Source organism: Micromonospora sp. NPDC049051 (genome assembly GCF_043197575.1).
Classification (GTDB): Bacteria; Actinomycetota; Actinomycetes; order Mycobacteriales; family Micromonosporaceae; genus Micromonospora.
The window spans coordinates 846,488-858,736 of sequence record NZ_JBICTL010000001.1 but is presented as its reverse complement, the minus strand read 5'-3'; the positions used below and the strand labels follow the sequence as shown (position 1 = coordinate 858,736).

Annotated in this window: 9 protein-coding genes; 5 read left to right on the top strand and 4 right to left on the bottom strand. The window is 70.0% G+C overall.

Annotated features, from left to right (window positions below):
• Positions 1-51: 51 nt before the first annotated feature.
• From ACGFIR_RS04130 to ACGFIR_RS04120, 3 genes are all read left to right on the top strand, one after another.
• Positions 52-2,400, top strand: a complete 2,349-nt coding sequence (locus ACGFIR_RS04130) for a DEAD/DEAH box helicase family protein (protein WP_393143120.1) — start codon at positions 52-54, stop codon at positions 2,398-2,400.
• A gap of 96 nt (positions 2,401-2,496) precedes the next feature.
• Positions 2,497-3,063 (top strand): hypothetical protein, encoded by a 567-nt coding sequence (locus ACGFIR_RS04125; protein ID WP_393143118.1) that lies wholly within the window; start codon positions 2,497-2,499, stop codon positions 3,061-3,063.
• Between the two features lie 2 nt (positions 3,064-3,065).
• Positions 3,066-3,713, top strand: coding sequence for a nucleotidyl transferase AbiEii/AbiGii toxin family protein (locus tag ACGFIR_RS04120; RefSeq protein ID WP_393143117.1), 648 nt, complete (start codon positions 3,066-3,068; stop codon positions 3,711-3,713).
• 993 nt (positions 3,714-4,706) lie between these two features.
• On the opposite strand, the gene ACGFIR_RS04115 is transcribed toward ACGFIR_RS04120, so the two are convergent.
• The 4 genes from ACGFIR_RS04115 to ACGFIR_RS04100 form a co-directional block, all read right to left on the bottom strand.
• On the bottom strand, positions 4,707-6,122 hold the full coding sequence (locus ACGFIR_RS04115; protein WP_393143115.1) for an alpha/beta hydrolase: 1,416 nt from the start codon (positions 6,120-6,122) through the stop codon (positions 4,707-4,709).
• A 339-nt stretch (positions 6,123-6,461) separates the two neighbouring features.
• Positions 6,462-7,712 carry a hypothetical protein gene (locus ACGFIR_RS04110; RefSeq protein WP_393143113.1) on the bottom strand — a complete coding sequence of 417 codons (1,251 nt, stop codon included), beginning with the start codon at positions 7,710-7,712 and terminating at the stop codon, positions 6,462-6,464.
• Positions 7,699-8,505, bottom strand: coding sequence for a SigE family RNA polymerase sigma factor (locus ACGFIR_RS04105; RefSeq protein ID WP_393143111.1), 807 nt, complete (start codon positions 8,503-8,505; stop codon positions 7,699-7,701). Before ACGFIR_RS04105 ends, ACGFIR_RS04110 begins: the two co-directional genes overlap by 14 nt.
• A 21-nt stretch (positions 8,506-8,526) precedes the next feature.
• Entirely contained in the window at positions 8,527-9,045 is a 519-nt protein-coding gene (locus ACGFIR_RS04100; RefSeq protein ID WP_393143109.1) for a fructosamine kinase family protein, read from the bottom strand.
• Between the two features lie 225 nt (positions 9,046-9,270).
• Between ACGFIR_RS04100 and ACGFIR_RS04095 the strand changes: the two genes are divergently transcribed.
• Complete coding sequence (locus tag ACGFIR_RS04095; RefSeq protein WP_393143107.1) at positions 9,271-11,706, top strand: molybdopterin oxidoreductase family protein; 2,436 nt, start codon at positions 9,271-9,273, stop codon at positions 11,704-11,706.
• Between the two features lie 3 nt (positions 11,707-11,709).
• On the top strand, positions 11,710-12,168 hold the full coding sequence (locus ACGFIR_RS04090; RefSeq protein WP_393143105.1) for a hypothetical protein: 459 nt from the start codon (positions 11,710-11,712) through the stop codon (positions 12,166-12,168).
• Positions 12,169-12,249 lie beyond the last annotated feature (81 nt).

Here is a 12,249-nt window from a genome sequence, read left to right as displayed (position 1 = left end):
TAGCGGACCGGTGCCGGGGTGTTCGGTGCCCGATGCGCGAGGATGGTCGGCATGGGTTCGGTGGCCGAGTTCGTCGATCTTCGGCGGGAGGTGGAGCGGTTACGGGCGGAGAACGCCCGGCTGGGGCGTCTGCTGGAGTTGCGCGGCCAGGACACGGCTGTGGCGCCGGAGCAGTTGTCCGCGCCGGTGGAGCCGCCGGGGATGGTCACCATGGCTTCGCCGACCCGGGACAAGCTGGCGTTGTTCGCCGACCGGTTCCGGGCCCGGGCCGACGTGTACGCCGTGCGGTGGGAGAACGCCCGTACCGGCGCTGCTGGGTGGATGCCCGCGGTCGCCGGCGGCTGGCGTAAGGGTATGGACCGGCGCGGAGCCACCTACCTGCCCCGCACGACGGAGGTCGTCGCGACGCATCTGGTCGGCGACGTGTTCATGGGCTTGTACCCGCTGATGCCCGGCAACACCTGCCACTTCGTCGTGGCCGACTTCGACGGGCCGACGGCGATGCTCGACGCCCTCGCGTACGTGAAGGCGGCGCGAGCCAGCGCGGTGCCCGCCGCGTTGGAGATCTCCCAGTCGGGCCGCGGAGCCCACGTGTGGGTCTTCTTCACCGGCGCTGTTCCCGCGGCCACCGCGCGGTCCCTCGGCACCGTCCTTCTCCGTGAGGCGATGGTGCTACGCGGTTCGATGGACCTACGGTCGTACGACCGGCTTTTTCCCAACCAGGACGTCCTGCCCGAGGGTGGCTTCGGCAACCTCATCGCCGCTCCGCTACAGGGCCGCCGCCGCAAGGATGGGCTGACCACCTTCCTCGACCTCGGCACCCTCGAGCCGCACGCCGACCAGTGGGCGTTCCTATCAACGCTGGACCGGCTCAGCCCCGGCGACGCCGAACACGTCGCCCGGCAGGCCAAGCAAGCCACCACCGGTGCCGACATCGCCACGATGAGCCGGTCCGCCGCGACCCAGGTTCATCCACCGCTACCTCCCGTGGTCCACGCGGAGGCAGGTGCCGGGCTGAGCCTCGACGCCGGACAGCTCACCCCCGCCGCACTGGCGACGTTCAAGCACGCCGCCGCCATGGCGAACCCGAAGTTCTACGAGTTGCAGCGGCTCCGCAAGTCCACCTGGGACACCCCACGCTTCATCCAGGGCTACGACCTCACCCTCGATGACCGCCTGGTCCTACCGCGGGGCCTGCGGCACACCATCGCCACGATCGTCGAGCGCGTCGGATCCCGGCTGGCCGTCACGGACGCACGAAACTCCGGGACCGAGATCGACGCCGCGTTCACCGCCGAACTCACCAGCAGGCAGGCCGACGCGGTCGGCGCGCTTCTCGCCCACGACGACGGGATCCTGGTCGCCCCACCGGGCTCCGGCAAGACCGTCATGGCCTGCGCCGTGATCGCCGAACGCAACACCTCCACCCTCGTCCTCGTCGACCGCAAAGCCCTCGCCGACCAGTGGCGCACCCGCATCCAACAGTTCCTCGACATCAAGCCCGGCCAACTCGGCGGCGGCCGACGAAAGCTCACCGGCACGGTGGACATCGCGCTGCTGCCCTCCCTCGCCCGGCGCGACGACGTCGCCACCCTGACCCAGGGGTACGGGCACGTCATCGTCGACGAATGCCATCACCTCGGCGCCGCAGCCTACGAGCACTCGGTCAAACGGATCGCCGCACAGTTCTGGCTCGGCCTCACCGCCACACCCACCCGACGCGACGGCCTCGGCCAACTCGTCACCTGGCAACTCGGACCCGTCCGCCACACCCTGACCGACGAGGAGCAAGGCACCCTCGCAGCCGCGATGCACACCGACGCCGGACCCCGACGAGCGCTGTTCATCCACGAGACCCCATTCCAACCCGGCGCCATCGACCTGGACGCGCCCGGCGCACTCGCCGAGGTACACCGAAGGCTGGCCCTCGACGAGCCCCGCAACACCCAGATCGCCGATGACGTCGCCGCGGCCCTGGCCCGCGGCCGCAACTGTCTCGTCCTGACCCGCCGGGTCGCCCAGGTCGAGGCACTCACCGCTCTACTCGCCGCACGCGGACACCAGCCGCTGGTGCTTCAAGGCGCGATGAGCACCCGCGAACGGCGGACCATCGTTGACCGGCTCGACGGCGCCAAGGCCGGCGACAGCCTGCTCGTCATCGGCACCACACCGTTCATCGGTGAAGGCTTCGACGCCCCCGCCCTCGACACCCTCTTCCTCGCCGGCCCGATCTCCTACGACGGCCTACTCGTCCAATGCGCCGGCCGCGTCATCCGCGCCGCGCCCGGCAAGGACCTCGCCGAGGTCCACGACTACCACGACCCGGCCGCACCCATCCTCGCCGCCTCACTCCCACGCCGCATGCCCGGATACCGGGCACTCGGCTTCACGAGAACATGAGTTCATCCGATCCCGATCACCATGCCTGGTCCGCCCAGTTGCCCGGGTATGACGAAGAGCCAAGCGTGCTTGGCCTAGCGTAGTAGGCTGACGAGCATGAGCCAGTTCTCCGAGGATGAGCTGCATGGGGTTGTTTCCCGGTACGAGGCGACGCGGGCGGCTGCGTTGACCGAGCGGGATGAGCAGCTACGAGCGTTTCACGCGGCCGGCTGGCGGCCGGTGGATCTGCAGCGGGTTACCGGATACAGCCGGGAGACGATCCGTCAGGCGCTACGACCGGAGGTCCGGCGGGCGACCAACATCAGCCGGCGCCGGACATCACCCCGACCACCGGCGGACTACCGGCCCTACGGCGACCGGAAGCCATACGTGATCGCCGAAACCCTCGCCGCACTGCACGGCCCGACCGACGGCACGGTGACGCTTCCGCGTCATCTCGACTGGTCCGGGCACGCCGAGTACGACCTGAACCGGGCCGCACGCCTGGCCAGCATGTACAAGGTGGTACTCACCGAAGCCGCCACGGTCGAGGATCTCAACGCCTGGCTCGATGCAGACCTCCTCCGGCGACTCTGGCCCACCCTCTGGCTGCCACCCCAACTCCGCCAGCGCTGGGAGGAAGCCTTCCCCGAACTCGCCGCCACCCGTAGCGACGCGGCGTAGCGGTGGACCCCTTCCACGAACGCCTCGCCCGTACCGGGCTCGGCGCGGCCGATCGATACGGCTTCGCTCTGGCCGGCGGTTACGCGGTCCAGGCCGCCGGGCTCGTCGAGCGGCCCAGCGAGGACGTCGACCTGTTCACCGCCTGGGACCGCCGCGACGAGTTCATCGCCGCAGTCACCGCCGTCGTGCACGCCTACCGAGACGACGGCCTCACCGTCGAGACCGAGCGGCAGTACGACACGTTCGCGCGGCTGGCCGTCACCGACGGTGTGCGGGTTTCCAAGGTCGAACTCGGCGTGGACTGGCGCGCCAACGAACCGATCCTCATGGCGATCGGACCGGTACTCCACCCCGACGACGCGGTCGCGAACAAGATGAGCGCCCTCTACGGGCGAGCGTTCGCCCGGGACTTCATCGACATCGACGCCACCCTCCGATCCGGCCGCTACACCCGCGACGCCCTCCTCGCCCTCGCGCAGCGCGCCGACCGTGGCTTCGACCCGCGCATCTTCGCCGACGCTCTGGGACAAGCCACCCACCTCGATCCCGACGACTTCGCCCAGTACGGCGTCACCGGCCCAGCGCTGGACAATCTCCGTAACCGATTTGCCGAATGGCGCCGCGAACTGCTCGACGACGAGGAACGATGACCCGACTCCTGACTCGCGGCAGCGTAAGCCTGTACACGCAGGACCCACGACGTTCCAGCTGATCTTCAGCAAGCGAGCGCAGCGTGCCCGCGAAGCGACCGGCACGCAACGGGGGGACGGCAGGAAAGCCGCAGGTCGTCGGCCTGTGGACGCCGGCGGAGCGTCGGGTTAGGAAACCGTTGCTCTATCCCCTGAGCTACGGGGGCGCGAGGGCCTAGTCTAGCGACCTGCGGGTTCACCTGGGGTGGCAGGGAGTGGCCTGCGTTCACCCGCGTCACCCGGACCCGTGTTCTCCCAGCCCAGGACCACAGCCCGAGCACACGAACCCCCGTCTGCGACCGGTGGTCGGCCGCGGTGACCCGCGTTGGCACCGGTTCACCCGGGTTGGCATCCGCTGGAGAGCACACACCGCGCATACCATCGAAGATCAACGACGTTCCGTCCGCATGCCCACAGTCGGCGCCGCCACCGAAGACCAGGGAGCGCTCACCCCGGGCCGCTCGGACCCGCCGCGAATCTGACCATGATGACCCCCAAGCGTCCGCACATGGCGCCCCTCTGTGTCAAGAGGCCGCGGCGAGGGTTGTTCTAGGCTGGGGTGTGGCGGGTCCGGGTGACTTCTCCGAAGAGCCGGCATGGGGATGTGAGCTGGTCACGCTGGAGTCAGTAGTCGTCTCCCGTTGTCCTCCCGGGCCCGTCGCTGTGGCCGTCGGGCGTCGTCGATCTGGGACGCGGCCGGTGACCGCTGGGTGACCCCCAGGGGCAACGTCCGGATCTACGTCGGTGCGTCCGTGGCCCACACGCCGCTGCACGCCAACGTCCAGATCCGTTGATTCGACGAACTGGCGCGAGGGCTCCGATGGAGCCGCCGCGTCGACGGTGATCGTCGCTGGTGCCGCCGGGGATTCCCTCGCGGCACCGGCGAAGCCGGCCGTCGACGTGTCTTGCCCCTCTCCCGGCGGCAACGCCGCCACGGGGCGACCGGGATGATGCCTAAAGCGGACGAGAGATCCGGCCGGACAAGCGATTCGTCTGCTCGTCGAGGGTCGGGCGGTCGCCCTCGCCCACCCGCACCGAACCATCTGTTGGAACCTCGGGGATCGGCGTCCCCTCACACTCCGCTCCCCGTTTCGGCAGCCTTCCGTTCAGCAGGTAGTCGTCGATGGCGGCGTCGACGCAGGCGTTGGTGCCGTGGACGACGTGGTAGCCATCGCGGGGAACGCTGAGGAGCCGGTGCCCGAGCAGGTCCGCCATCGCCCGACCGCCCTCGTACGGCGTTTGCGGGTCGAACTCCTCCTGCACGACCAGCCCCGTCGGGTAGCCGCTGCGCCGCAGCTTCACCAGCGGCTCGACACGCTCCACCGAGCCGAAGGTGCACTCACGCGGAGAAACCGCCGAAGCACCCCAGCCGTAGGGAAAGTGCTCGGAGAAGTAGCGCATGTCCGCGTAGTACACCTCGAGGTCGGCGGGCCATTCGGCCTCGCAGTTGACTGCCTCCCAGACGCCATTGCTGGTCGGCGGCGGGTCGGCCTGGATCTCTTGCTGAAGATCCAACGCCCGGTCCAGGTCACCCGGCACGTCCGAGGGCGTCTCGACCTGCTGACGCAGCCGGCTCGCCGTCGCCGCGAAGAAGTCCCAGTACCCAACCTCGTTGGTGGCCCCGATGAGGCCGTCGAACGCGGTGCCGTCGTACACGGAATAATCCTGCTCGATCGGATGCTCCTCCAGCTTTGCCCGGGTCCGCTCGATCGTGGCGTGCACCTGCGACCGGGTGGTGCCCAGCCCGTAGGTTTCGTTGCGCTCAGCCACCCACGTCATCCAGGCGTCGGCGGTCCTGCGTTGGGCGATTGCCTGTTGCTTCCACGCCTCCCGCCATATCCATTGCGGGTGGATCGCGGAGTCCAGGACGTTGCGGTTCAGTCGCTTCGGAAAAAGCGTGCCGTAGACGGCCGTCACGTACGTGCCGTAGGACTTCCCCATCAGGTTCAGCTGACGCTCACCCAGGACCGCGCGGACGATGTCGAGATCTCGGGCGTTGTTGGCGGTGGTGAAGTAGGGACGCCGGGCACCGTCCGCGCGCTCGCATTGCTGATCACGCCTGCGGAACTCCTCGGTGTACGCCCGCATCTGCGCGTCGGTGAAGCGAGTCTTGCCGTACAACTGCACGTTCGTGCCCTCGCAGAGCAGAGGCTGCGACCGCCCGACGCCGCGCGGGTTGTAACCGATGATGTCGTACCGCGCCGACAGCGCCTCGTACGCCGGGTCCTCCGACGCGTAGATTCCCTCCCCGCCCGGCCCGCCGGGGACCTCGACCAGTACGCCGAGCCGGCTCGGCTGATCGCTCGCCAGGCGCCGGGAGAGCTCGACGGTCTCCCGGGGACCGTCCGGCCGCCGGTAGTCCAACGGCACCCGCACAGTTGTGCATTCCACCACCGGGGACGCGCTCTCGACACGGGGAAGCGCGGACGCCGAAGCATCCGGTGACCGCCTCGGTGGCACCGGCGGGCGGGGGCAGGGTCCCCACACAGGACGCTGCGCGTAGAACTCCGCCAGTCCGACCGGCACCGCGTCGGACTTCGGCGTGGTGTTCGCCGCGGCGAGAGGCACCACCGGTACGCACAGAGCCGCTGTTGCCGTGGCAATCAGACCGGCCTTTGCTCTCCGCTTCATCCCAAACCTTCATTCTTTGCGGTAGGAGCGCTGGAACGGTCCTGCGGAACAGCACCGTCGTGGTGCCGGTGCTGGCCGTCATGGCCGCAGGGCGGTCGCGGCCGGAGTCCAGGTCGACTCGTCCTCGACGTCGGCGACCGTGATCCCCTTGGCGATCTTCTCCAGCTCGGCCCGCGGCAACGTTCTACCGCGCCCAGCGGTGCTGACCTCGAGGACGACTGTGCCGTCGGCGCTCCAGATGTGGCAGAAGCTGCCGACCAGCGAGCCGTGGGGTCCGGAGCCGCCGTCCCGCACGCGCCGGTCGGCTACGTCGTGGCACTTCGTCACACCGGGCTCCGGCGTCTGGTCCGCGCTGCTACTGGGGATGACGGAGATGTGGAACCCGTCTTTGATGCCACCCTCGGTCGCGTCGTACGGTGCGGTCAGTCCAGTGGTGGGCACGGCGGACCTGGTGTACGTCGCGCCGCCGTAGTCGCCGGCGCGGGCCGTAGCGATGCCGCCGAGGCCCGCCGTGGTGTGGGTGCCGATCTGCAACGGCACGTAACCGTCCGGCAGGTAGCCCACCGTGAAGGGCACCAGGGCCGGCGTCGGCCTGCTGGGCTTCAGGCCTTCGACCAAGCCGCCCAGCTCCTCGAAGCTCGGCGTGGCCTTGTCGTCGGAGTAGGACGTGACAGCCGCCCAGGCGTTGTCGGCGTACTCCCAGGCGAAGAGCTTGTTGCCGCCATCCACCGGGCGTTGCGGGTCAAGGCCGACCGGCAGCGTCGCCTGCACGGCCCTGCGCCCGGCCACGGTGACGTTCGTGCCATCCTTGATCTTGGCGGGGTCGAAGGCACCGGGCCGGTAGACGGTTAGGTATGCCCAGAGGGCCCGCTTCCCGTTTTCCCTGTTCCGCAAGAACGCGTCGCCCTGCTCCTCCACCTCCTGGCGGGTCATGGGCTTGTCGTTCGAGGTGTGGCGGTCGGAGTAGACGGAGGCGATCTGGTACGGCGTGGACGCGACGATCGGGTCCTGCACATGCAGGGTGCCGGCGTCGTACCCGGTGAAGGTGAAGGTGAACGGCTCGGCGTCGGGCCACTCGGCCCCGGCCGGCTTGGACGCCGCCGCGCCGGCCACGACCGGCGCGGCCGGGGAGCTCTGCTCGGCACCTAGGGTCGGTACCACGAACGCACCAGCGACCACGGCCACGACGAGGCCCGCCGCGCCGGCCGACGCGAACCCGGCCCGACGGCGGCGCTCAGCCCGCCGCCCTGCCGTGATGATGTCGTCGATGCTGCGGGACATCGGCGGCTCATTGCCCGTCACCGCGTCCACGAGATCATGCAACCGCATGGGTGAACTCCTTTATCGATGGTCCAATGAGATCGGTACGGTCGCCGCCGAGTGACTCGCGCAGCTTCGCCAGGCCACGGGAGACCTGACTCTTGGCCGTGCCCACCGTGCAGTTCAAGACGCTGGCGGTGTCCTCCAGGCTCAGATCCAGGTAGTGCCGGAGCACAACTGCGGCTCGCTGCCGAGGTGGCACCGCGTCAAGCGCCGCCCGCAGGCGCATCCGCTCGTCGGTCGCACCGGCGGGGTCGCGCAGCGCGATGTCCGGCATGGCATCCCCGGCCGACCGCTCGCGTCGCCACGGCCGACGGGTCTCGTCGACCGCGGCCCGGTAGACCATGGTCTTGACGTAGAGATCGGGCCGGTCCAGCTTCCGCCAGCGGGGATAGAGCTTGACCAGAGCGTTGGCCACGGCGTCCTCCGCCGCGTGCCAGTCGCCGCAGGTCACGTACGCCAGCTTGCGCAGTGACGCCATTTCTGACGTCACGAACTCGCGGAATGCTTGCTCGTCTTCGGCTATCAAGTGCACTGCCTCCTCGTGACGGAGGTAGAACGGAACCGCCCACCCGGAAAGTTGCACCACTCGAAGAAGTGGGCGGATCGACAGGATGATCGAGCGGGTTCTACGGTCGCGTCGATGCGCCCTGAAGAGATCGTCGTCGCGGTCGAGCAGGTAGTGGCACCGGCGGCGGTCGGTTCTCAGGTCCGCCAGATCCCGGACGCGGCGGTCCTCACCACGAGGGCGGGCTCGGCCGTGACCAGCCGGTTGTTGGTGACGCTGCAGCGGGTGTTCCACCGCTGCGGCTCAGGCCACCGCTTATTGAGTCAGCTCCGCCAACTCCCTGCTGAGCAGTTCGGCGAGCCGCCCAACCCGTCCGGGGTCCGACGCGGCCGTGATGCCGCGGCTTGGCATCTCCACGGTCATGAGCAGATACAGGTGCAGGCGGTAGAGGCCCAGACGCCGCCGCGCCCCGGCGTCCAGCGGAAACGGCGCCGTCGCCCGGTAAGCCTGCACCAGGGGGTCGGCCGGTTCGTCCTCGGTGCGGCGGTACAGCAGTGGTGACACCAGGTCCATCAGCGGATCGCCCCACAGGTACCGCTCGCCGTAAACCAGACCGCTGAGCCGGGGTGTGCCGTCGGGTCCGTCGACGGCCAGGACGTTGCCGGCCCAACCGTCGAAGTGCAGCAGCGCCGGGCGGGTCACCACGTCCAGTACGGCGCCGTGCCGGGCGACCAGCCCCCGGATCCGTACCGCCGGCACGGGCAGCGGCACGGCCCAGTCCGCCGCGTCGGCGAGCAGATCATCGATCGGTGAACGGGCTTCGATGTAACGCATCGGATTGCAGAGCGGACGGCGGCCAGGGAAGAACCTCGGACCGGTGCTGTTCGTCCGGTTCGGCGTGCCGACTCCGGGTACGCCCCATGCTGTATGGATGGGTGCAGGTGAGGAGCGGCGATGGCGGACGAGACAGCCTGCCCATGCCGCTGTGGGCGGCACCCGAACCAGTCGAGTTGACCGAGCGGCTGGCGGCACCCGACCAGTCGTCGGAAGGAGCGCGTCGTGGTTGACCGGATAGCCGACCCGTGGGGTGAGCGGACCCCGTACGGGCCGGGTCAGGAGTGGCCGGTGCGGGTGGACCGGTTTCTCGACGGTGACCGCACCGAGGCGGACGTGGACCGCTGGGTGCAGTCGGCGTCGGTGCTGCACTCCAACGGCGACGCGCTGGACATCGCGGTCGCCGAGGGGCGGATCGTCGGGGTCCGGGGCCGGGCGGTCGACCGGATCAACCGGGGCCGGCTCGATCCGAAGGATCTCTACGGCTGGCAGGCCAACCACAGCCCGGACCGGCTGACCCGACCGCTCGTCCGCGACGGTGACCGCCTGGTCGAGACGGACTGGGACACCGCGATGGGCCGGATCGTGACCCGGTCGAAGGAGCTGCTCGGCGGACCGGGCGGGTGGGGGCACTTCGGCTTCTACACCACGGGCCAGTTGTTCCTGGAGGAGTACTACACGCTCGGCGTGATCGGCAAGGCCGGGCTGGGCACCCCGCACATGGACGGCAACACCCGGCTGTGCACCGCGACGGCTGCGGCGGCGCTGAAGGCGAGCTTCGGCACCGACGGACAGCCCGGGTCGTACACCGACGTGGATCACTGCGACGCGATCGCGTTGTGGGGTCACAACGTGGCCGAGACGCAAACGGTGCTGTGGATGCGGATGCTGGACCGGCGGCGCGGCCCCAACCCGCCGGCGATGCTCGCCGTCGACCCCCGGGCGACCCCGGTCGCCCGGGAGGCCGACCTGCACCTGGCCGTGCGCAACGGCACCAACATGGCGTTGATGAACGGCCTGCTCCGCGAGGTCATCCGGCGGGGCTGGTACGACCGCGACTACGTCGACGCGCACACCCTGGGCTTCGAGGAGTTGTGCCGGATCGTCGACGGCTATCCGCCGCGCCGGGTCGCCGACATCTGCGACGTGCCGGCGGCCGACGTGGAGCGCGCCGCCGAACTGCTCGGCACCTCGCAGCGGCTGCTGTCGACCGTGTTGCAGGGCTTCTACCAGTCCAACCAGGCCACCGCCGCCGCGTGCGGCGTCAACAACCTGCACCTGGTCCGGGGGATGATCGGCCGCCCGGGCGCCGGGATCTACCAGATGAACGGCCAGCCCACCGCGCAGAACACCCGCGAGACCGGCGCCGACGGCGACCTGCCCGGCCTGCGCAACTGGGAGAACACCGCGCACATCGCCGAGCTGGCCCGGCTCTGGAACGTCGAGGTCGACACCATCCCGCACTGGGCGCCGCCGACGCACGCCATGCAGATCTTCCGGTACGCCGAGCAGGGCTCGATCAAGCTGCTCTGGATCTCCGCCACCAACCCGGCGGTTTCCCTGCCCGAGCTGGCCCGCATCCGGCGCATCCTGGCGAAGCCGGAGCTGTTCGTGGTGGTCCAGGACCTCTTCCTGACCGAGACCGCCGAGCTGGCCGACGTGGTGCTGCCTGGTGCCACGTGGGGGGAGAAGACCGGCACCTTCACCAGCGTCGACCGCACGGTGCACATCTCCGACAAGGCCGTCGACCCACCCGGCGAGGCGAGACCCGACCTGGACATCTTCCTCGACTACGCCCGGCGGATGGACTTCCGCGACAAGGACGGCCAGCCGCTCATTCGGTGGACCGGGCCGGAGGAGGTGTTCGAGGCGTGGAAGGAGTGCAGCCGCGGGCGGCCGTGCGACTACACCGGCATCACCTACGAGAAGCTGCGCGGCGGCTCCGGCATCCAGTGGCCCTGCACCGACGAGCACCCCGACGGCACGGAGCGCCTCTACACCGACGGGCACTTCAACACCGACCCGGACCACTGCGAGACGTACGGCCACGATCTCGCCACCGGCGCGGAGTTCATCGAATCCGAGTACCGCGCGAAGGAGCCGCGCGGGCGGGCGTTCCTGCACGCCGTCGACTACCAGCCCTCCCCCGAGGTGCCCGACGACGAGCATCCGATGCTGCTCACCACCGGCCGTACCGTCTACCAGTTCCACACCCGCACCAAGACCGGCCGCGCCCCGCAGCTCAACCAGGCCGCGCCGGAGGTGTGGGTGGAGTTCAACCCGGACGACGCGGCCCGGCTCGGCATCGCCGAGGGCGACCTGGTCGGTGTCTCGTCCCCGCGCGGCGAAGTCCAGGCCCGCGCCCGGCTCTGCGGCATCCGTCCAGGCGTCGTGTTCGTGCCGTTCCACTACGGCTATTTCGACCAGGATCCGGCCGACCGTACGCCCCGGGCCGCGAACGAGCTGACCGTCACCGCGTGGGACCCGGTCTCCAAGCAGCCCCTCTTCAAGGTCGCCGCCGTCGCGGTGACGAAGCTTGCCGACAGCGGTGGCGTACCCGCACCGGCCCCCACCGTGGGCGGCAGCGCGCCGCCCCCGGATGCCGACGTCCCGCCGACCGTCGGCGGTCCGGCTGCCCAGGCCACCAGCGGGAGGGAGTGAGCCGTGCACCTCGCCCACTATCTCGGCCTGCTGCACCGCGCCCAGGTCAACCTCGCCGAGGCGTTCCGGCAGGTCGCCGACGCGCACGCGGAGGAACCCGACATCCAGCACCTCTGCCAGCAGCAGGCGAAGCGTTGCGACGCGCACGCCGGACAACTACAGCCGTTCGCCGTTCGCTACTCCGAGGACGCCCCCGCCGAGCCCGACCGGCTGCACTCGCAACTGTTCACCGGCACCCGTACCGGTGGCATCGGTCTGCTCCGCGACCTCCAGGACCTCTACCTGATGGCCGCCGAGTGCGACATCGCCTGGACCGTCGTGGGCCAGGCCGCCTACGGCGCCCGCGACGAGGACCTGCTCGCGGTCGTCCGGCGCTGCGAGGGCGAGACGGCGATCCAGCTCAAGTGGCTGCGCACGCGGATGAAGGCCGCCGCACCCCAGGCGCTCGTCGTCGCCGACTGACCGGGGGCCGACACCCGGCAGGACCGGGCCCGCGTCGATCCGGGTGTGGGACAGGACGTACGGCTTGCGCCGGGCCTGCGA

Bases quoted from the DNA above. Each gene is read 5' to 3' on its own strand.
- ACGFIR_RS04130 (WP_393143120.1), top strand. From the start codon at position 52: ATGGGTTCGGTGGCCGAGTTCGTCGATCTTCGGCGGGAGGTGGAGCGG.
- ACGFIR_RS04125 (WP_393143118.1), top strand. From the start codon at position 2,497: ATGAGCCAGTTCTCCGAGGATGAGCTGCATGGGGTTGTTTCCCGGTAC.
- ACGFIR_RS04110 (WP_393143113.1), bottom strand. From the start codon at position 7,712: ATGCGGTTGCATGATCTCGTGGACGCGGTGACGGGCAATGAGCCGCCG.
- ACGFIR_RS04100 (WP_393143109.1), bottom strand. From the start codon at position 9,045: ATGCGTTACATCGAAGCCCGTTCACCGATCGATGATCTGCTCGCCGAC.